The organism is Nocardia elegans NBRC 108235, assembly GCF_001612845.1.
Lineage (GTDB): Bacteria > Actinomycetota > Actinomycetes > Mycobacteriales > Mycobacteriaceae > Nocardia > Nocardia nova.
On the sequence record NZ_BDBF01000050.1, the window covers coordinates 13848 to 35404 of the forward strand.

The following is a 21557-nucleotide window of genomic DNA, read 5'->3' on the forward strand; positions in this document are numbered from 1 at the left end:
CGAGCGATTACGGATTGTTCACCAGTAACGCTAGCTGAGCGCTTGCTCGTTGTTTGATATCCAACTCTTGACCGCTGGATACCTCAGCCATATACCGACCGAATGTGATTGCGCATTGGAATCGGGTGCTCGCCAACTTCTCAGCTGTATCGTCGTGGGAGTCCCGCTTCTTGACACACGTGATCGCCGGCTGCCCGATTTGAGGGTCGTAACCGTCGTAACCTTGCCGATGACTCTGCAGCCACCCTGACTGCAAGTGCCACGCACCCTCCCGATCGCGGGCCCGCAGTACGACCGCGTTGTTGTATGCAGCCAGGTCGACACCGTTGTCCCGCAACATATTCCGGTACAAAGTTCCATTCTCCGCAAAGTGCAGAATTCCGCGTGCCGAATAGTAGGCTTCTTGCGATGTGTTGATACTCTGACCTTCCCGGAACGCGAGTGTGCGCGCAAGTATCCCGTCACGGTCGATCGTTAATGTCGATAAATTCTCAGCGGCGGTAGGAACGAAATCTCTGAGTAGATCAGCCTGGGCGTCGAGCGCTTTCGTGACCCGCTGCGAGACAGCGTCGGCAGGTTTTTCCGGATCCACCGCAACCGTGTGAGCAACCAGTGGGCCGGTTGCGTACCACGAGGAGACCATCCCAGTCGGAAAGTAGAATGCCCGAGCGTCTGGGTAGCCCCTTACTGCTACGTCCGTCGGCGGCCCCAGCCCGGTAACAGAGGAATACTTGGGATTATTGTTCCAATCCATCACGGCTTGCTTCATTTCCATGGCAGCACGTGCCGCCGATTCAGGATCAGGAAAGCGCAGCAACGAATTCACGAGATACCGGGAGTTCACCCCTTGATCGTTACCGCGCGCAGTCGAGAAGCCGCCGAGGAAATGATACTTTCCGGCGACATCTGCCAGTGCGCCCAGATCATTCGCACCTATTCCGCCGCTTTCCGCGTTTACCAGACTGGCGCCGTTTCGGAGAACCCCCGTCGGATCTGTCTTCGTGGTCAGCTCACTGTCGATGTCGACCGGATCGGGAATGTAGCCGGCCATACGTTGGGCCTCGCGCAGCCACCGTACATCGGGCCCCACCGATGATTCCGGCGCCACACGCGCCACTGTCCGATAGGGGCCCGGAGACAACATCGATGTGTCCACCTTTTCCTCGGACGGCAAGGGCGTACCTTCTACCCCACAAGCCGCCACCACGCCGCCCAACACCAAGACCGAAGCAGCCACCGCGAGCAATCTGCGCAACTTCGTAGGTTCCAATTCAAGACCCCGATTATTGGTTTTTGGCAAGGAGTGCGTACTGCGCCGCGGCCCGCTGCTGAACATCGATCAGCTGTTCCGATTTCACCTGCGCCACATAGCGCCGATAAGAAACGTAGCACTGAAACTTGTACATACCCGTCTCGTTCTGGCTGCAGATCGCACCGGGTACACCACGCGGCGGGGGAACGTCCTTGGCCTTGTTCTTCGGTGTCCCGACGTCGACGAGAAATTGCTGCGCCGCCGCCTCGTCTCGGGCCCGAAAGAGAAGCGCCTGCGAGGCCACTGCGACGCGGTCGACGCCTGCCTTGTGGATAACCGCAGCTCTTCCGGGAAGATCCGACTGAAAATGAAGAAATGCGTGATCCGTATAGACGACGTCCTCTTCCGGGCCGAGCACACCTCCAACTTCTGGGATCCAAAACCCGTGGAATACGCGAGTCAGCATATGGTCCGGATCGATGGCCAATGACCTATAGTTCGCGACAGGAGTCGGATGGAAGTTGTCCAAGGACTTGACCTGTGCGCTCAGATACTTCCGGCACATCGATATCAAGGCGTCCTTGTCCACAGAATGCCGCCCGGCGTAGACCGCGATAACGAATGGTCCATGTGGAGCGGATACACCGATAGTCGGCACGGAGGGACGCCAATGCGAAAACGCGTCCGGAAAGTCCGGTATCATCACCGATTCGTTATCAGTATTGCGCGCCAAGTCGACGGCGTCCAGTTCGCGCGCGGCAGCCTTGGCCGAATTATCGTCGGGGAAACGAATGACGGTCGCGCTCATACCTTCGTACGCACCGTTGCCGAGCGACTCTCCCTCTTTGCTGTCGCTGTCAGCAGCTGCGGCACGGAATGCCATCAGCATTCCATACTTCTCCAATATCGGCTGGACGAACGAAGGAAGCTGCGCCGTGACGACGTCGGGCGTCATCTCCAGCTTCGCACCCATTCCGTACTTATATCTGGGCTCGACCTCGAAAGGGCTGATGACGGCGTCGGCAAAGCGCACACCTTCGAGGACCGGGAGCGTGCCCGGCAGAACGGTACGCGCCACCCGCGGCTTGTCCGACGAGTAACTGCCCATATCCAAGGTGCGAACATCGATCTCCGCCGGCGATGCGGTACCGGCAACCGGTGACGAGCACCCAGAAACCGTGACTGCGGCGACAAAAAGGCAGATCATCAGCACTATCGGGCGCGTCGTCACGACTTCTCCCACTCTCTTGGGACAGAAAAGGTGGCGAGGTCGTCTCCACCTCGCCACCTTCTCTGTGTGCTGCCCGGGCTCGGTCAGAGTCCGAAGGTCTTGGCCGCCAACGCATCGGCTTCCTGCATGTGGTCGCCACCCGCGGTCACCGCGACACCGAGCTGTGCCAGCTTGGCCACGAGATCGTCCGATGACGCGCGCCACTTCTGCTGGATCTCCTGGAACGCGGTGGTACCCAGACCGTCCGTCCAGTGATGGGTGATGAACGCCTGGAACATCTTTTCGAAGTTCTCCAGCTCGTTGGTGATGTCCTGCGCCTGCTTACCGAGATTGGTACCGGCGTCACGAATCGAATCGAAGTTATATGACAGCAGCTCGAAGTCACTCATGTGATATCCCCTTCAGAATGGTTGAGGTGGTAAAGCTCGGACGACACACGCTCACATATTGAGCTGCGGCACCTCGACGACGTCGGCGGCGTGGATGCGCTTGTAGTTCTCGAGCTCGTTGTCGGAGAACTGAGATGCGATGGTCTTCACCTTCTGAGCGTTCTCGTTCAGCTCGTCGTTCAGCTTCTGAGCGGCGCGCAGGAAGTTCTCCATCGCACGCTCGAAAGTGTCGCCCGCCGTTCCCTGAAAGTCCTTACCGTTGCGGACCGCGGTGGCGGCCTGTTGCGCCGCGGTGATCATCCCGCCGATCGCGTCGTGCTTCTGCTGCATTTTGCCCGAGAAGTCGTTCATCTCCGGCACGGAGGCGCTAAAGCCCATGTCTACTCCTGAAGTTGATAAGTTGCTGCCCCAGGCAGCCCAAGTGGACTGGTCCTACATCTTGCTTGGACGCGTGGCCCTCGTCATCGGTTCCATCGGTTCCCCCCTGAATTCCGCGAACCCGCTACCGGAGGTCGGCTGGCGACCGCACGACGCGCTCACACGTGGACTCGTGTCGACTCCCACCTCCCCCTTCTCGTGCCCGCCCTCAAGCCTTGGCCGCGGCCAGTGAGCTACTCCGATGGTTCATCGGCGACACTGGAAGGCCATGCCACGCACGAACATCCGGCGCCCCCTTGCTGCGCTGCCGTCTTCCGAAATGTTCAGATCTGAGATTGCCATCTTCGGGCCATGAGCGCCAGCGACTAGACGAATTCGAACCGGATCTCCCGGCGTGGCGTACGCCACAGTACCTGGCAGGTGCCGTCATTGCTCCAGGCTCCACGAAAGCTGGATCAGGCTGGCACCTTGGCGGTTGACGAATGTGCCGCGGCCCGGCGGCATTTCGCTCGGGCGCACATTGCCGATCAGATTCCCCTCGTCACGGCTGCCGCTCATCACCAAGGCGTGCGTGCCGACGTCCTTCATCCGAGATAGCACGGGCTCGTACATCGCACGCGATGCACCGCCGGAGCGGCGCGCAATGATGAGGTGGAAGCCGACGTCCTTGGCATGCGGTATGTACTCGACCAAAACGTTCAGCGGGTTGCCGCTTTGGGTGACTACGAGGTCGTAGTCGTCGATCACCACATACAACTCGGGGCCGGACCACCACGACCGTTGGCGCAACTCCTGCTGAGTGATGTTCGGCCCGGGCATACGCTGACGCAGGATCTCTGCGACCTGTTGCATCATGCCGCTGAGCATTTCGCTCGATGGCGCGTACCCCGCCAGGTGATCGGTTTCGACCAGGCCCAGCATCGTCCGACGGTAGTCACCGATCACCAGTTTGGCCTGTTTCGGTGTATTCGACGCAACTAGGTTCTGCACGATGTTGCGCAGTAGGTTCGTCTTACCGCATTCGGTGTCACCGAAGATGATGAAGTGCGGCAGTTCGTTGAAATTGAGGAATACCGGAGCCAATTCGGCTTCGTTGAGGCCGATCGGGACGGACGAGTTCGGCACGGCAGGATCGAGGCCCGCCGGCCACCCGCCCATTCCGTGTAGCAGTTCTTCTCGTCCAAGCAGTTCGGGCAGCATCCGGACGGCGGGTGCCGGGCGGCCCGGAGTGGAGGCGGTCAGCCGTCGCACTGCGTCGGCCACACCAGAACCCAAGCTTTCGGGATTCGAATCTCCGTCCACGCGCGGCAGAGCCGTCAGCATATGCTTCGCGTCCGGCGTCATCCCGCGGCCCGGGCGGCCCTGGGGTACCAACGAGGCCACCTTGCGACCGAGATCGGAATCCATCGGGTCGCCGAGGCGCAGTTCGATTCGGGTCCCGATCTGGTCCTTGAGAGCAGGGCGTGCTTCCGCCCAGCGGTTCAGCGCGATCACGACGTGGACACCGTACGAAAGACCCTGCGTCGCAAGGTTCATGATCGGCTGTTCGAGCGAATCGAAATCCTGGCGAATGGAGCCGAAGCCGTCGATCACCAGGAAGACGTCTGCGAAAGGATCCTCGTGGACGCCCACCGCACCCGGACTGGTCGACGGATCCGTACCGCGCAGCCTGCGGAAGTCGGCCATCGACTCGATGCCCAGTTGGCGGAAACGCATTTCGCGCTGACGGACGATGGTGGTCATCTCGGAGATGGTGCGGCGGACTTTGTCCACGTCCAGGCGCCCCGCCACCGAACCGACGTGTGGGAGGCCCTCGAGACCGGCCAGCGTGCCACCACCGAAATCGAGGCAGTAGAACTGCACCTGTTCTGCGGTGTGGGTCAACGCCATACCCATGATCAAGGAACGGAGTGCGGTCGATTTACCGGACTGGGGGCCACCGACAATGGCGACATTGCCGCGGGCACCGGACAAATCGATCACCATGGGGTCGCGCCGCTGATCGTACGGGCGGTCCACTGTTCCTATGGCAGTGCGCAAACTCGCGACCGGACTGTAGTCACCGGTCAGAATCGAGCGTGGGATGAGCTGATCGAGAGTCGGCGCGTCATCCAACGGCGGCAACCAGATTTCGTGGGCCGCGCGACCGTGTCCCTGAATGCGCGACACCAGCATGCCCAGGTTGGAGATCTTCTCGGCGCCTTCGTCCTGCTGAACCTCCTCGACCATGCTGGGCTCGGGAGGCAACGGGAGCCGGTCGCTGGCGCGGAAGGGCACCTGCCCGGCAATGAAGGGGCGGGCGTTGATATCGATTTCCCCGCCGACGATTCCCGCCTGAGTCACTTCTCGCTGGGAACCGCCACCCACATAGGGGCCGGAAACGTAGGAAGCCTGAAACCGTTGAATCTCACCGGAATCGGACTTCAGATAACCACCACCGGGATTGTTCGGCAGGTTGTAGGCATCGGGAACACCCAATACTTGACGAGATTCGTTGGCCGAGAACGTCTTCAGACCGATGCGGTAGGACAGATGCGATTCCAGGCCCTTGAGCTTGCCTTCTTCCAAGCGCTGCGAGGCCAGGAGCAGATGTACGTGGAGCGATCGGCCGAGACGGCCGATCATCACGAACAGCTCGGCGAAATCGGGGTGCTGACTGAGCAGTTCCGAAAACTCGTCGAGCACGACGAACAACGCCGGCATCGGGTCGAGGTCGGCTCCGGCAGCGCGAGCCTTCTCGTATTCGAGCACATTCGCGAAGTTGCCTTTGTCACGGAGCACCTCTTGGCGGCGATTCATCTCGCCCGCCAGCGCGTCCTTCATGCGGTCGACGAGGTCCGCTTCCTCTTCCAGGTTGGTGATGATGGCCGCTACGTGCGGAACACCTTCCAAGCCCAGGAAGGTCGCACCACCCTTGAAGTCGACCAGAACCAGGTTCAGTTGGTCCGGCGAATGCGTTGCCAGCATCGAGAGCACCAGGGTGCGAAGGAATTCCGACTTGCCGGAACCGGTCGCACCGATACACAGGCCGTGCGGCCCCATTCCACCCTCGGCCGCCTCTTTGATATCCAGATAAACCGGCAAGCCGTCCGCGCCTACACCGAACGGCACCCGCAACCGGTCGCGACCGTAACGTGGTTTCCATCCGTTTTCCGGATTGAAGGTCCCGATATCGCCCAGGCCTACCAGTTTGGCCCAGCTATCGATGACCTCTCCATTCTCCTCGACCACGGCTTCGCCACCGCGCTGGACGGCCGCCACCCGGAAGGGGGCGAGGCGCCGCGCGACCTGTTCGGCCTGCCGCGCGCTGATGCGGTCGATGAGGGCGAAGCGTTCCATATTGCCGGTGGCGCCGCGGCCGACGCATTCACCGTTCTCGACGACCATCTGAATGCCGCGCGAAACCGCCAGGCGCGGAGCGTAACTGCACAGATCGATGATGGTGACGCCCTCGTAGCCGGATTCGCGCAGCGAATCCTCCTCGGCCTCGAGCAGACCACCGTCGACGATGATGACGATGTGGACCAGATTCTGATTGGCCGGCTGGTTGCGGGAGTAGCGAACGCGGTTGTGCAGCAACGGATTCAAGCCGTCGGCGAGTTCGCGGATGGAACCGTAGACCATACGCTCGGTGCCCACGCCGTCCTGGGAATCCGGGTGCTGGGTGTGCGGGAGCCATTTGGTCCACTCCCATTCGGCGGCGGTGTCGGGACCGCAGACCACCGCGACCAGCACCTGGTCCGGCGCCTGAAACATGCACAGCTGCAACAACATCGCGCGGGTCATATCGCGCGCCTGGGCGCGGTCGCCGTTGAGCTGGATGGTGGCGAAGCCCTTGACCGCGATGGCGGTGGGCAGGTCCGGGACCGTGGAATGCGTACGCACGAAACGACGCAACGATACGGCCGCGATCGGCTCGAGTTCCTCGACCGGGCCGGTTTCCGGCGAGACCAGCCGGGTGGCCAGGCGCTGCCCGCCCAGGCCGATGCGCGCGTGGCAGAAGTCCTTGTCCCCCGGACGGCGTTCCCACATGCGGCTGGTGCCGGCCAGCATCCACACCAAACCCGGTTCCGGATGGCTCCATTCGACCGCCGCGCGCTGCTGGGAGGCGGTTTCGTCGACGTCCTTGCGGACCTGGTCCAGGTAGCGCAGATAGTCCTTGCGGTCCTCGTTGGCCTCGGCGGCCTTCTGTCCCTTACCACCCTGACCGGCGAACATGCCGACCATGGAGAAGACCATCATCATCGGGAACATCATGCTCATCGGGTTGGAGGCGATACCTCCACCGCGGGTGAACATGATGGCCATCATTCCGACCATGCCGACGACCATCACGACGGGCATCAATTTGCCCAGCAGACTGCCAGGTATCGCGCGTGGAATCTCCGGCGGCGGTTGCAGTGTCACTTCGCCACCCGGTGACCGCGGAACCTCCCGGCGCGCACGACGCTGGAACCTGACAGTGCTCATCGACGGAAGATCCCCCTTCGGCTGCTGTACTGCGGACTCAGTGTAGAGGCAGCGGCCGACATGTCGTACAGTTCGACCAGCATTCTGCACGGATCGGCCGCGCGACCGCAAACCGGAGCGCATGCTGAAACACCAGGTAGAGACGGAGTTGGGGGAAGCGTGACGCACGCGCGACTGGACCATATCGAAGAGGATTCGAGCCGCGGAATCGTCCGGGCGCCCGATCTGGCGCGGGTGACAATTCTGGCCAAGCACACGCAGGTCGATATGGCGATTCCGGTCGACGTTCCGGTCGCACTGGTCATTCCGAGCGTGGTCGACATGGTGGCGCAGCACAGCCGCACCAACGATTTCGACAACAGCGGCGAACAGTTCCAGCCGGCCGAATGGGTGCTGGCGCGAATCGGGCAGCCGCCGTTCTCCAATTCGCTCAGCCTGGGCGAGCAGGGGGTGCGCGACGGCGAGCTGCTCATGCTGGAAAGCGCCGATCACGTCGCGCCCAGTCCGCTGTTCGACGACATCATGTACAACGTCGCGATCGCCGACGCCGACCATTTCCGCAGCTGGTCGCCGCAGGTCGCGCGGATCACCGGATCGATCATCGCGGTGCTGACCATGCTCGCCGGATGCACCGGCCTGCTGGCCGCGCCGGATGCGATGGCGGGCTGGATCACCGGGTCCATCGCCGCGGTGCTGACGATTCTGCTGGTAGTGGCCGGCACGGTGATGAGCCGCATGTACGGCGACACCGCCTCCGCGCTGGTTCTCGGCGGCTGTGCGCTGCCGAGCGCGTTCGCCGCGGGCATGTTGATCGTGCCCGACCATTACGGATGGGCGAATCTGCTGCTCGGCTCGGTACTCGTCGGTGCCACGGCACTGCTGGCCTGGCGGGTCAGCGGAGTCGGTCTGGCCCTGTTCATCGGCGCCACAACACTTTCCGTGTTCGCCATCCCCGCCGCGCTGGTCGGCCTGCTCACCTCGCAGCCGGTCAAGGCCATCGGCGCGGTCGCCGCCGCGCTCGCGCTCGGCGCCCTGTCGCTGGCACCGCGAGTGTCGATGCTGCTGGCGAAACTGCCGCTGCCGCCGGTGCCTTCGCCCGGCACCCCGATCGATCCCACCGAGGACGATCCCGACGACCACCGCGCGCTGCCCACGATGGACGTGCTGCGCACGAAATCCGAACGCGCGCGGATGTATCTGGCCGGCCTCGTCGGCGCGACCACACTGGTGACCGTGATCGGAGCGCTCGCCTCGACCGATCCGTCCGCGGACAGCCCCTATTGGCCCGGCATCGCGCTGGCGCTGGTCTGCGCGGTGGTGCTGATGTTCCGCAGCCGCACCTACGTCAGCGCCGAGCTGGCGGTGGTGCTGCTCGCCGGCGGTGCGGCCATCCTGCTGATCATGACGGTCGGCGCGGCCTTCGTGGTGGAACAGCCGCTCGCGGTGTTCGGCGCCGCCATGGTGATGCTCATCGCCGCGCTGATCCTGGGCACCATCGTGCCGAACCAGTCGGCGACGCCGCCGATGCGCCGCGCGGTGGAGCTGCTGGAGTACGGGTTCGTCGCCGCCGTCCTGCCGCTGGTGTTCTGGGTAGCCGAGCTGTACACGCTCGTTCGATCGCTCTGAGCCGCAGATGAGACCGAAAATGTTCGGGCAGAAACTCGTTCGAATTGCGGTGGCGGCAGCGGTGGGGTTGTCTTCATCGGTGGGCGTCGGCACAGCGATGGCAGATCGCCCGCCGGTCGTCGATCCGGGGGTCATGCCGCCGGGCCCGCCGATGGGGCCGCCGGACGAGACGGAGCAAGCCTCCAACTCGCCATGTGCCAGCACCCAGACGGGGGGTGACGGCCCGACGGTGCCCGATGCACAACGTGCCCTCGGGATCGATAGGGCGTGGCAGTTTTCCAGGGGCGCAGGGCAATTGGTTGCGGTTATCGATACCGGCGTAGCTCCCAATCCACGCCTCCCCGGTCTGATCGGTGGGGGTGACTATGTAGCACATACGGACGGCACCGAGGACTGCGACGCGCACGGCACCTTCGTCGCGGGAATCATTGCGGCCAGCCAGGTCCCCGGTCAGGGATTCGCGGGTATCGCTCCTGACGCGCGGATTCTCACCATCCGCCAGACCTCCGGATACTTTCAGAAGAAGGGCAGGAGCCGCGAGAAGGGCCCCGATGAAATGCCCGACAGTTACGGCACGACAGGCACACTCGCGTGGGCGGTCCGGCATGCGGTGGATATGCATGCCACCGTCATCAACATGTCATTGACGGCATGTAAGCCGGTATCCGCTCATATCGAGGATCGCTCTTTGGGCGCTGCCGTTCGCTACGCCGCCGACCACGACGTCGTCGTGGTCGCCGCGGCCGGCAACACCGACAAGGACTGCAAGGACGCGAAGAATCCGGTATTCGATCCACTGGATCCGACTGCGGATCCGTGGAGCAAGATCGATTTCGACGTCTCTCCCGCCCGCTACGACGATTATGTGCTCTCGGTCGGCTCGGTGGATACGAACGGTCAACCGTCGAAGTTCACCGTTCCCGGGCCGTGGCTCGGTGTTGCGGCCCCGGGCGAGAATCTCATCTCGCTCGATCCCCATTTCGGCGACGCGCAGAGCAAGGGGACCGCGACCGGTAAATACGACCTGCAGCAGAAACTCGAGCCGATTTCCGGAACCAGTTTCGCCGCACCGTATGTCGCGGGCCTGGCAGCGCTGGTGCGCAGCCGATTCCCGGACCTGAGCGCACCCGAGGTGATCAAGCGCATCGAGGCCACCGCCCATGCACCGGCGGAGGGCTGGAACCCCTATATCGGCTATGGAGTCATCGACCCGGTGGCCGCCCTGACGGATCAAGTGTCGGCATCGCTGCCGCCGAAGGCCCTGCATCGAGCCGAGTCTCGCCAGCTCGCGGTGCCGAAGACCCCGCCGCCACCGGACCACACGGCCCGCAACGTCGCGTTGATCGGCTCCATCGTGACCGGATTCCTGGTGGTCCTCGGAATTCTGATCTCGTTCCCGCTACGCCGGAAGTTCGGCAGTAACGGCTGATCACGGAATGGTGTTCCGGGGGTTGTCACTCCCGGAACACCGTGATCCGCCTCCTACCGCCGGTAAACGGCAAAGCCAACGGCTACGCCTACCCGGCAATCACCGATCCCTTCACTCGAGGATCCCGCCGGCCGACGGGATGATCACCGGGAATCCGAGCGGCTGTCTGCGCCGCTTTGGATGTTCTTGCTGCGGGATCCAGCGCCCTTGGCACCGGAATTCACCACGCCGAACGCGGCATTGGTTTGTCGCGCCTCGTCATCCACTTCCTCTATGCGGTATCGGATGCGGCGGACACTGTCGGCATGGTCACCGGCGATCCGCTCGATCTTCGCGGCCCAATTCATGGGTACCGCACCCCCTCAACGGCACTCGCTACTTCCAAATCCTCTGTGTCCGAGGGCATTCCGTCCGGATGCACTCCGACCTGATCCGGCTCGCCCGGACCATCTGTTCGCACGTTCGCGCTGTCGGCTTGGTCCTCGTCGACGAAATCCGGTTCGTCCTGGACGACCGGTGCGACGTACTGGATCTTCGGCCGATGCTCCCCGTCGCCTTCCGAGCGCGCCGGGGAACCGTGCGCTCCACCGAAGAACCCGGCGGGCGACATTGCGGACGATGCGTTCGGTGTGGTCGTGGCAGCGGCGGCCGACACAGTCGGTGTCGCGGCGGCCTGGGCGGCCGGCGTGCCCGGAATCGACTTTCCTTCGTTGTCGGCAGAAGGATTGTTCTCGGGCGTGCCGCTCTGTGGCACACCGGCCGGGTGGGCGGCCCCGTGGATGGGCACGCTGTCACCCTGCGGATCACCCTGTGCAGATGCAGGTTTCGGCGTGCCGTTGCCAGGCGTAGCAGTTGTGGTGTCGGTCGACGACCCCGGGTCCGACGGCTGCTCGGTCACCTCGCCGGGATGCATGTGGTGGTCGACGAGCTTGTCGATCCGCTCGACGGCGTCCAGGCCCTCCTTGACCAGACCGGTGATCCCCTCGGTACCGACCACGGACTTGAAGGCCTCCCCGAAATCCTTTGCCGTCTCTCCCACAGCCTTCAGCGGATCACCGATGTGGGTCAAGATATCGGGTGCCTTGCCCGTGATCTGACTCGTTGCGGTCAGCACATTCGCGATATCGCCTGGACGCCATTCACCCACCTTGCCCATATCCGTGACCGATGTCGGCGCCGACGTCGAAACAGGATCGGCCGGGGCGGATGGTTCGGAGGGGTCTGCGGACCCACCGGACTGATCCAGGCCACCCGTAGTCGTGGGGGCGCCGGGTTGCCCGGTGTCGTCCTTCTTCTGGCCGCCCTCAGCCGGATTCGCGGGTTGGGAAGCAGGGGCAGCCGCAGCGATGGGAACGCCGTGCATGGACAGCTGCCCGGTCGTACCGGTGAGAGCGGACACCGGCGAATCGGACGACTCTGCCGGGACGTACGCATCGAGCCCTATCGTCGCCGACGCGGCGCTCGCGGCGGCCGGTGCGGTCGCCACCACCGATGTGCCACCGAGGGGCATACCGGTGAACAGAGCCTGCGATGCGCTGACCGTCGGCGGGCGGGCGGCAAGCTCGGTGGCGGCGGACGGCTGCCCGTTCGGTGAGGTGTACGGCGAGGTGCCCACAGCCTCGAGCGCGGCTGCCAACAAGTCGTACACCCCCGACACCGCCGTATCGGTGGCGTCGGTCAATGCGGTGAATGCCGTGATCTTTCCGTCCAGTGTTGGTACGAACACCTCGTCCAGCCACCGTTCGGCGTAGGCGGCCGGATCGTCGGTGTCGCCGATCTCCGGCAGCAGGTCCCATACCTTCGTACGCTGTTCGTCGGGTGAAGTCGCACCCCCGAATTGCCCTCGGGCACAGGCGATTATCCGGTCGATCTGATCACCGTTCTTCCCGGCCAGGGTATCGGTGGCGAGATCGGTGCGGACGGCGTCCGCCTTGGTCCGGACTATGTTCTCCAGTTGGTCGGCGGCCGCCGACAACGCCTGTGCGATACCGGACAGATTGTCGCGTTCCGTGCCGACCTGGCCGTTCACCCGCTGGACCAGCTGGGCCGCATTGTCCGCCGCGGGCGAATCACTCCAGTGGGCAGGAAGTTCGCCCAGTCGAAGCTGCTGCAGTCTGATGCCGTCGCCGACACTCCCGGCCAGTTCCTCGCTGATGGTCGTGCCGATCGCGCGCAGCGGTTCCACATCCATCCCCCGCTGCTGGTCGTAGCGGGAGGTCAGCGCGTCCACATCACCACCGGGTGGATTCCCGCCCGTCCAGGACTTGTACCTGGGAATAAACGTGGCGAACAATTTCAGTCCGTCTCTACCGGAATCGAGCAGCTTGTCGATTCCGGTCAATGCCGAATCGCTCTGCCTCATACCGTCACGCTGCCGGCCGATGAGATCGCGGTGGCCGATCCCAGATCGACCTCACGGTTCGTTGTCGCCACCTGCCCGAACGCAACACCGGTGTCGTTGATGCAGTTGACCCACGTGAACATCCGGTTACACAGTCCGTCCAGACCGGTCGCGACCCGCTCCCCGCGTGAACCGTAGTCGCGGCCGGCTTGGCCGGCGGTGAAACCTCGCACGACATCGGACAACCGGCGCGCGCTGTCGTTCAACTGCTGGGCAGACCGTTGCAGATCGAGCGAAATAGCCTGCACTGCAGGTATATCCATCTTCATTTTGCCCCCCGGCGGGTTGTTCGTTCCTCACGCATCAACCCGGCCACCTGATTGGATCTTGAACGCAGAATATCCGAAAAGTGCCAATTATTTGGCTCCGTAACAGGTTTTTACGTCGTACACTGTCTTGCGCGAGCATCGGTCCGATAGGGCGAGGCTTGCAGCAAATAGAGATCGCGGTAGATTCCCACACCGGCCATGAGCTGTTCGTGGGTACCGTGCTCGACGATTCTTCCCTGATTCAGGACGTAGATGCGGTCCGCGAATCGAATTCCGGCGAGCCGATGGGTGACGATCACCACCGCGCGCCCGGCCGCATGTTCGCGGATGGTGTCGAACAGCGACGTCTCCATTCGGGCATCCAGAGCAGCGGTCGGCTCGTCGAAGATGAGCAGTTTCGAGTCACGGTAGAGACCGCGCGCCAACGCAATTCGCTGCCACTGGCCGCCCGACAGATCCGTCCCGTCGGCGAATGTCGGGTCCAGGACCGTGTCCAAGCCGTAGCGTAAGCGCTCGATCACCCGATCCGCTCCGGTCGCTGCGGCGGCCTCCGCCAGCCGGCGGGCGCCGTCGGGCCGGTCCTCACCCACCGTGATGTTGTCGTGCAACGACAACGGCCAACGAGTGAAATCCTGTGCCACCACGGCGATCTCGCGACGCAGCCGATCCAAGTCGAGACCGCCCATCGGCACGCCGCCGTAGCTGACCAGCCCGCTCTGCGGCTGGTACAGGCCCGCGATCACCTTGGCGAGCGTAGACTTTCCCGCCCCGTTCTCACCGACCAAAGCGATAACCTCGCCCGGGGCCAGGTCGAAGGTGATGTCGCTCAGGCTCGCCCGATCGGCCGAAGGATAGGTGAAGGTGACATCGCGCAGCGCGACACGATTCATTTCGGCCGGTGGTCTCCGGCCGCCCTGCCGTTCCCGCCACCCGTCCGCATCGTCGCGGAAGTCGATGTAGTCCTGATAGAACAATGCGTTTTGATACGCAAAGTTGATATTCGCGCTGATCGCCACGAGCGCGGTCATCGCCGTGCGAATGGCGATGGCGGCAGTTCCCGCTGCGGCCAGCGGCATGGCGCCATAACAGAGCAGCACACCCAGAGCCAGATAGACTCCGCCCGTGCCGGCGCCCATCAAACCGCGTCCGACTGCGCGGGTACGGGCCTGGTCGCGTTCGGACCGCATCTGTACGTCCTGCGCTCGGCGTGCCAGCTGGTCGAAGCGCCGGAGCAGGTGCGCGCGCATGGTATACGCACGTATTTCCGCCGCGGGTGCGCGCTCCGACATCAGGGTGGCGAGGCTGTCCACCCGACGATGCAATTCGCTTGTGCCCGAATACACTTCGTAGACCAGCCGCGCCGAACGCAGCGACGACCACCAGGCCGGAACCACCGCCACCACCATCAGCACCACCAGAATCGGATGCAAGACGGCGAGCGCGCCGCCGACTGCGATCAGCCCGACGACACCGGAGACGGTCTGCAGCCCACTGAACAACAGTCCCGAGAGCCCGTCCGCGGAATGCTCTCGCACACGATGCAGGATGTTGCGGAACTGCGGGTCGTCGAAGGCGACCAATTCCACCGCGGTGGCCACTTCCAGCACTCGCATCCGGACCACGCGCTGAACCTGTGGGATGAGCCGTGCCCGTGTCCAATCCGTGAGCTGACCGAGCACGGCACGAATCGCGACGGTGGCGACCAGCACTCCCAGACCTGGTACGGCGGCACGCAGCCGATCCGGCGTCGGACCGGCGATCAACAGTTCGGTGAGAATACTGTTGGTCGCCAACACCCCCGCCGCCGTGAGCATTTCGACGATCAGAGAGCATGCGGCTACCGACGCCGTATCGATGCGGCTGACCGCCCAGCAGTCCCGCAGGAGCCGCGTCATGATCACGGGTAGTCGCAGCGCCATCGCCCGGAATCCGGTCACCGACCGCTCGGATCCCCCCGACATCGCGACCTCAGCCTGGAATCGCGGCCGCGACCATGCCCATGATGATCGAGGTCAGGGAGAGGGCGCCGGTGCCGAATGCAGCGGCCAGCGCACAACCGACCAGCACATCCTCGACCGTGGGCTCCGGCGGCTCGATCGTCTTGTTGAGGACCTTGATCGTCGTCGCGGTAGCCCAGCAGATATCGATCGAACCGTCGGCCAGCGCCTGGAGTTCGCCGAACACCTTTTCGATCTCGTGCGGCTTACCGTTGATGAATGCGCAGGTGTCGATGGTCTTGGGCCGGAAACTCACGCAACGGTCGTCGATCTCCACCAGGATTCGGTAGGTCCGCTTCAGGACTCGCCCAGCGCCCGGAAGCACCTTGATCTCCCGGTCGTTGACGGATGCGCGGAGGTATTCCGGATTTCGAGTGCCGATCGGTACGTTCTTCCGGGTCCGGGGGCCCTTCCGCTCGATCGTCACCACAACGGAGTTGTCGGACTCCAACCGCGCCGAGATACGATCTTCTGCGCGTTCTACCAGCACGTTTCCGTACAGAATGCTGTCCGATAGGACCTGCTCAACGTCGGACGCGGTCATTATTCTCTCCTACCCATGTAGTCGAATACCTCTTGCGGATTCGAAATGCTGTAGCGCCATACCGTGTTCGCACCACTGAACACCGACGTGGTGATACGACGGAACTCACCGTCGGTCACCGATCGGATCTCTTCCAGCAGGTGCCGAACCGATGGCGCGCAACCGTGTTCCAGAAGGCTGCTCAAAGTCCAGTCGGCAAACCGCGACAGGTCGGACACCGTCAGTTCGATTTCGGCGACCGCTGCGTCCTGCAGCGCAACGAGATTCCCGCCGGAGAAATCGAACGAGGCGGTCCGCTCCGCACATTCGGTGATTATGCGTCCGATCACGCCGGGCGACGCGGCGGCAACCTGCAACTCGGCCCGCACGGCGCAGCCGTCGCGCTCGACCGCGTCGATGGATGCCGAAACCAACGATCCGTTGTTCTCGCGCACAGCCGCGTCGAGATGGTCGGCCCAGGACGCCCGATGGGTACCCAACGCGTGCTGGAGCAACCTGCCGTGACCGGACCGGCACGGACAGCCGGCAAACGAGGCGGACAACGACGCTTCGGCGTAGATCATCGCGGGCAGCCCAGAATGTGTGTCACGCAGTCGGCCATCAGCCCGGCCGGGCCCGCGACGAGCAGCCAATTCACCAACGCCGCATCGAGGCATGCCGACGACCGCGCTGCTGCGCACAGCAGGTGATGGATGGACGCCAGCCGGCCGAGCGGGTCGACGATGCAGCCGTCGGCGACACAGCTCACAGCGAGTATGCTCTCGATTCTGGAAATGCGGTGGGCAACGTGACAACCATTGTCCAGAAACCAGTTCGAGCTCCCCTCCCGCCGCGCTGTCGCGCGGAGTTCCGCATCCGCCAGGTGCCGCATTGCGGCTGCTTCCGCTGTGGCGAGCTCTGAGAACCGAACGCCGAACCGGACCTCCACCCACGGTTGTTGTGAGTCGATCGTAGCGACTCTCATCGCCCGCCTCCATCGACGAGGACGAATCCGGCCGACGCTAGGGCGTCGAGTAACTGTAGGAGCGCAGTGAATTCGGCGAAGTGCGCTCGGCCCGGGGGACACAGATACGGATGGTCCTGTCCCAGGCCGAGGTGGGCAGCCCGGCTACGCCAGCGCGCGTACGCGAGGACATCCGCGCCGTGCAAGACCGCGTCGAGCCGACGGCGGTTGTGCAACGCGCCGAGCGGGATCGCCTCATCCTCGAGCAGACCTCGCGCCGTTGCGAACAGCGCGTCGAGATAGGCCCGTATCGTGTCGGCCCGCGTGGTCCCATCGGCCCGCTGTACCCAGGCGACGACCAGGTCCGATTCGGCGGAGGTGAACCGTTCGCCGAACTGCCCGAGCCGAAAGTTGATCGCGAGATCCGGAAACCGCTGCCGCACTGCGGGAACGGCAAACGAGCCGAGGAACCGGAGGCAATCGTCGACGATCGCCGTCCCAGCAGGCGACCGGTAACGAACTACCCAGCCGACCGCGGCGCGGTGATACTCGGCATTCCCGTCGTCTTCCGCTCGCGACGGCGCGACCTCGAGGTCACGATCGGCCGGCAGCGCCGCGGGCAGCTCGTCGGCGGTGGGCCACTCGGCGGCGAGCGAGGCAACAGCGGCGGTAGAGACGACCGGCCGAATGCCGGACCAGGTATCGTCCACCAGCCGGTGGAACTCGTCGGTGCTCACCTGCACGAGCCGGACCGGATCCCCGTAGCCCCAACCGCTCGACCATCCCGTCGATCTCGGGAGCTCCAGGTCCACGGCCGTCGCCGAAGTGTGCGCTCTGGCCCGGTGCACCTCGTCGGCGATCTTCTCGATCTCGCCGACACGATCGAACTCCGGATACCCTCGCAGCTCGTCGAGCACCGTGTCGGCGTCGACCTCGCAGGGACCGGAGACGACGAGGTCGAGCTCCGTGGTCGAGCGAAGTGTGCGCGCCGATCGGCGCACGATCCGTGCTGGAGCGACCACAGCCGAGACGGCGTGCAGTGCCCAGTGCTCGCGTAGGTGCGCGAAGCCGTCGATTCCGACCTCGTCGTCATCGCAGTATCCGCCGGGAATCAGAATGGAGACAACCGACGTCCGGTGCGGTAACCGCGCGGCCACGCGCCCGTGCGAGAGGGACGGCGTACTCAACTCCGGTTCAGCGCAATGCATGTGGAATCCACGCGGTATTCGTGTGCGAGGCGCGACCCGGTGGCCACCGGGTCCTCACCGTCGGTGAGTATCCGGAGCGCTGCCTCGGCGAGCAGACGTGAACGGTGCTGGCCGAAGCTGCGAGTGCCAGCGTAGCGGCCGACCGGTTCTTGCGCACGGCCCACTCCCGGGGCCACGGACACGCAATAATCCGAAACCGGACCAGTGACGGTCGCGCTGGTCGCCAGGACCGATTCGATCGCGGAATTCACCTGCTCCGCGCAGTCGTGGTAGACCGTGACCGTGTCGGTGCGCGGGTAGCTGCGCTCGTCGGTCAGGAATTTCACATTGTAGCCGAGGCCCAGGGCGTCGAGCGCGGCGACGAGGACGGGCGCGAGTTCGACCACGGCATCCGCCTCGGTCACAGCTATGTAGGTGCGCTCCGAGTAGTGCGACTGCCGATCCAGGGTGCCCGGCCCATAGACGTAGAAGAACCCCGGGGATACGGCGGCCGAATAGTGCTCCACCAACATTTCGTAGCCGCTGTCATCGTCGCCGCCGACAATTCGCTCGGGTCCGCAATGCAGAGTCAGGCCACGGTGGATCAGCACGAACCGGCCTTCGGCCGTACAGCGCCCGGGAACCCTGACGGCAAAGGTTCGCGCCGCGAACAATTCGTCCAGGCGCGCCGATAGTGCGCTACGGGTGGACGAATGATCCGCGATCGCCCGCTTCGCCTGGTCGTCGTCGAATACGTCGACCGTCTTGGCATGCCTGGTGAGATACAGGCATTCGGAGAGCAGATCGATCGACTCGGCGACGGTTCCGTCGATCGTGCGTCCCAGATATTCGAACGACCACGTGTCGCCGGTCCGGGTCGGCGTGGTGATGTGTGCGAGTACGGTGCTGATCAACGCACCGACCGTAAGCGGATCGGTCCGGCTAACGAGTGTGGGTGCAGGCATCGGTCAGGCTCAATTCTTCGTCGATCTCGTCGGGAAACAGGAGAAAGGTGCGGCCCACGCCCGCCAACGCCTTGGCGAAGGGCGTCACCGTGGGAGCGGCGTCCGAACAGGCCAGGAGGCGATCGAACTGATGCCAGCCGGCGAACCGGATCGCGCGGCGGATGTGGTCACGGATCGATTCCGCCGGAATGCCGGGCCGCCCATCGAAATAGGCCGTCAGGAAATCCACCATGAATTCGCGGGACCGCATCATCGCCCCCGCCATCTCGTGCTGCCAATCCGGCTCGGCTTCGGCTCGTTTCGCGGTGACGATCTCCCGGGTCGCCACGATATTGAGCAGATTGCCCATGAAAGTGCCGGTGTCACGGGCCGGGTCTCCGCTACCGAACGACTCCCAGTCGATGATCGCGGCGAACGCGTCCTCGTCATGCTCGTCCAGCAGGATCTGATCGGTGCGCAGATCACCATGGATGTATCGCCGCAGATGCTCGGGCGGGTCGGCCAGGACCGTCGCGTTGGCGGTGTCGAGAACCTCGGTATCGGAGTGCAGCAGCGTCCACACCGCGAGTTGGCCACCGGACAGGCCGGGCAGCGCGGCGATCGGAAGCGACGGTATGCCATAGGTCCCGGGCAGTGGTTCGGCGGCGGGGACGGTCGCCGAGGTCGCTGTCGAATGCAAGCGCGCGATGTCTGCCGCGACCGCGATGACCACATTCCTGCCGAGCTTGCCGGCTGCGAGCTGTTCAGAGCCGGACGGCGATTGATGCCAGGGATAGACCTGGATTCGACCGTCGGCCGATGTCGCCGAGGGTTCGATCACGGTGACCGCGCTGCGCAGTTCCGCATTCACCGTGCGCATTCGGAAGAACTTCCGGGTGCCTCCGCGGTCCTCTCGCTTGACGAAGACGGATTCGCCGCTGAGGTCGCGACCCCGCCAGCACGGATTGCGGCCGACGAACCGCTGTTCGTCGGTGTCGTCGACGACAATCCCCAGGGCGTCGAGCAATTCCACGGCGTCGGGGTAGTCGGACAGAATCGGTTGTCGATTCACGGGCTTCCTCACTGGACGAGGTCGTTCAAATCGAAGATGACATTTCGCACGGTGTCCGCATCGGGAAGATCGGTTCCGTAGATGCGACAGGTCTGTTCGTAGTCGGCGAGGTGCGTGAAGCGCTTCGCAATGGCCACATCGCAGATGTATCGGTGGTCGAGGTCGGTTCCTCGCAGCGAGTCGTCGAGCTCGCGGATGAGCCGCTCGACCCAAGCGGAAAGCTCGTAATTCGTTGACAGGTAGGCGATTTCCTCGAGTTCTCCGAGTAGGTATCCCCAATCGGTTTCCGGGCTCCCCCATGCCAGATCCTCACCGACCAGAACCACACCGCCGCCCCCGGTGTGGTAGGTCGTGGCCAAGGAGGGGGCGCCGTGAACCAGACCGGACGAACGCTCGATCGATTGCTGCACAACGGATGTCAGGTGTTCGCGGAGCGGCTCCGGTGTGAGCGTCGCCACCGGACCGTCGCCGCTGCCGCGGAGATGGTGGTCCAGCCGGACCAGCCATGGAGGCAGGGACGGCAGTACCGGCGCACCGGGCGGGACCAGGTGGTGCACCGATGTCATCACCTCGACCAGGGTGCGATAACAGCTCACGGCGTCGCCCTCGAGCGAGATATCCAGCGCTGCAACAACATCACCGGGAATGTCGTACACGAGCGACCCGCCGGCACCGCGATCGGCGACACGGCAAGCCGCATGCTGCAACGCGGTTCTGGCGAATCGCAAGGCCGCGTCGTCGACCGTGGTGTCGAACCGCAGATGCGTCAGCACGGTGGTGCCCCGATCGGTGTATTCGTTCGTCACCGCACGCACGCTGGTGAGCGTGGGCCGGGACTCCAATTCGATCACCGTGGCGCCCGTTCGAAACCAGTGCACAGCTCGAGGACCTCAGCGAAGGAGACCGGCGCTCGTCCGGCCTCCGTCCGCAGCGCCGCACTGTAGGCCGGAAGGGTGTCGACGAGGTGGTATTGCGGATGAGCTGCCACGAAGCTCCGCGCGGCACCGAAGGCCGCAGAATTCTCCGCTCCTGGCGGAATCGCCGGACACAGGTACACCGGGGCGTCGGTGCACTGGAGTGCCAACATCATCGGCGTATCGGTGATGCCGGAGCTCAGGCGCCCGAGAAAATTCAGAGTTGCCGGGTGAACGATGATTCGATCGGCCGCAGCCGCCAGATGCAGATGGAGGGCCAACTCGTCATCCCAGCGATCCCGGTATACCGTGCGGGTGCCCGACGCGGAGCATGCTCGCACGGTGACAAACGTTTCCGCTGTGCGGCTCAAAACCACCGTCATCGTTTCGCCGGGACGTATCGCATCGAATGTCAGAAGATTCAGCGGCGTCAGGGCGGCGGACGCGGCTCCGGTTACATAGAGCAGATAATTCATCCCAGTCTCCCGAACTCGGACATCCGGTGTGGCAG

Annotated in this window: 19 protein-coding genes; 2 read left to right on the top strand and 17 right to left on the bottom strand. The window is 64.0% G+C overall.

Annotated elements, in window-relative coordinates:
- Positions 1–7: 7 nt before the first annotated feature.
- From NE2_RS36015 to eccCa, 5 genes are all read right to left on the bottom strand, one after another.
- Positions 8–1237, bottom strand: a complete 1230-nt coding sequence (locus NE2_RS36015) for a DUF7373 family lipoprotein (RefSeq protein WP_146165377.1) — start codon at positions 1235–1237, stop codon at positions 8–10.
- Between the two features lie 46 nt (positions 1238–1283).
- Positions 1284–2483: a DUF7373 family lipoprotein gene (locus tag NE2_RS28315; RefSeq protein ID WP_146165376.1), complete on the bottom strand. Its 1200-nt coding sequence runs from the start codon at positions 2481–2483 to the stop codon at positions 1284–1286.
- 83 nt (positions 2484–2566) lie between these two features.
- Positions 2567–2872 (bottom strand): WXG100 family type VII secretion target, encoded by a 306-nt coding sequence (locus NE2_RS28320; protein ID WP_063031016.1) that lies wholly within the window; start codon positions 2870–2872, stop codon positions 2567–2569.
- Positions 2873–2923: 51 nt separating this feature from the next.
- On the bottom strand, positions 2924–3250 hold the full coding sequence (locus NE2_RS28325) for a WXG100 family type VII secretion target (protein ID WP_084494391.1): 327 nt from the start codon (positions 3248–3250) through the stop codon (positions 2924–2926).
- A gap of 426 nt (positions 3251–3676) precedes the next feature.
- Positions 3677–7720: a type VII secretion protein EccCa gene (gene eccCa / locus NE2_RS28330; protein ID WP_063031020.1), complete on the bottom strand. Its 4044-nt coding sequence runs from the start codon at positions 7718–7720 to the stop codon at positions 3677–3679.
- A gap of 159 nt (positions 7721–7879) precedes the next feature.
- Here eccCa and eccD point away from each other — a divergent pair, with 159 nt between their 5' ends.
- Together eccD and mycP are read left to right on the top strand one after the other, a co-directional pair.
- Positions 7880–9346 (top strand): type VII secretion integral membrane protein EccD, encoded by a 1467-nt coding sequence (gene eccD, locus NE2_RS28335; protein ID WP_063031023.1) that lies wholly within the window; start codon positions 7880–7882, stop codon positions 9344–9346.
- Between the two features lie 19 nt (positions 9347–9365).
- Complete coding sequence (gene mycP / locus NE2_RS28340; protein ID WP_063031024.1) at positions 9366–10775, top strand: type VII secretion-associated serine protease mycosin; 1410 nt, start codon at positions 9366–9368, stop codon at positions 10773–10775.
- Positions 10776–10918: 143 nt separating this feature from the next.
- Here the strand turns inward: mycP and NE2_RS28345 are convergent, their stop codons facing one another.
- From NE2_RS28345 to NE2_RS28400, 12 genes are all read right to left on the bottom strand, one after another.
- Positions 10919–11122, bottom strand: a complete 204-nt coding sequence (locus NE2_RS28345; RefSeq protein WP_063031026.1) for a hypothetical protein — start codon at positions 11120–11122, stop codon at positions 10919–10921.
- A complete protein-coding gene (locus NE2_RS28350; RefSeq protein WP_063031028.1) occupies positions 11119–13137 on the bottom strand; it encodes a hypothetical protein in 2019 nt (672 codons plus the stop codon). The genes NE2_RS28345 and NE2_RS28350 overlap by 4 nt, the downstream gene beginning before the upstream one ends.
- A complete protein-coding gene (locus NE2_RS28355; RefSeq protein WP_146165375.1) occupies positions 13134–13439 on the bottom strand; it encodes a hypothetical protein in 306 nt (101 codons plus the stop codon). Before NE2_RS28355 ends, NE2_RS28350 begins: the two co-directional genes overlap by 4 nt.
- Positions 13440–13555: 116 nt before the next feature.
- Positions 13556–15406, bottom strand: a complete 1851-nt coding sequence (locus tag NE2_RS28360) for an ABC transporter ATP-binding protein (protein ID WP_063909508.1) — start codon at positions 15404–15406, stop codon at positions 13556–13558.
- Positions 15407–15413: 7 nt separating this feature from the next.
- Positions 15414–15986, bottom strand: a complete 573-nt coding sequence (locus NE2_RS28365) for a hypothetical protein (protein ID WP_063031034.1) — start codon at positions 15984–15986, stop codon at positions 15414–15416.
- Positions 15986–16420 carry a hypothetical protein gene (locus tag NE2_RS28370; protein ID WP_146165374.1) on the bottom strand — a complete coding sequence of 145 codons (435 nt, stop codon included), beginning with the start codon at positions 16418–16420 and terminating at the stop codon, positions 15986–15988. The genes NE2_RS28365 and NE2_RS28370 overlap by 1 nt, the downstream gene beginning before the upstream one ends.
- Positions 16421–16545: 125 nt before the next feature.
- On the bottom strand, positions 16546–16734 hold the full coding sequence (locus NE2_RS36020; RefSeq protein WP_106958707.1) for a hypothetical protein: 189 nt from the start codon (positions 16732–16734) through the stop codon (positions 16546–16548).
- 212 nt (positions 16735–16946) lie between these two features.
- Positions 16947–18137 carry a hypothetical protein gene (locus NE2_RS28380; RefSeq protein WP_167356791.1) on the bottom strand — a complete coding sequence of 397 codons (1191 nt, stop codon included), beginning with the start codon at positions 18135–18137 and terminating at the stop codon, positions 16947–16949.
- Positions 18113–19030: a T3SS effector HopA1 family protein gene (locus NE2_RS28385; RefSeq protein ID WP_063031042.1), complete on the bottom strand. Its 918-nt coding sequence runs from the start codon at positions 19028–19030 to the stop codon at positions 18113–18115. Before NE2_RS28385 ends, NE2_RS28380 begins: the two co-directional genes overlap by 25 nt.
- 28 nt (positions 19031–19058) lie before the next feature.
- The gene (locus tag NE2_RS28390) at positions 19059–20132 is read right to left on the bottom strand and encodes a phosphotransferase (RefSeq protein ID WP_063031043.1); all 1074 of its coding nucleotides are present in this window, start codon (positions 20130–20132) and stop codon (positions 19059–19061) included.
- Between the two features lie 8 nt (positions 20133–20140).
- Positions 20141–21010, bottom strand: coding sequence for a hypothetical protein (locus NE2_RS36445; protein WP_167356792.1), 870 nt, complete (start codon positions 21008–21010; stop codon positions 20141–20143).
- Positions 20980–21522, bottom strand: a complete 543-nt coding sequence (locus tag NE2_RS28400; RefSeq protein ID WP_063031047.1) for a flavoprotein — start codon at positions 21520–21522, stop codon at positions 20980–20982. The genes NE2_RS36445 and NE2_RS28400 overlap by 31 nt, the downstream gene beginning before the upstream one ends.
- Positions 21523–21557: the final 35 nt, after the last annotated feature.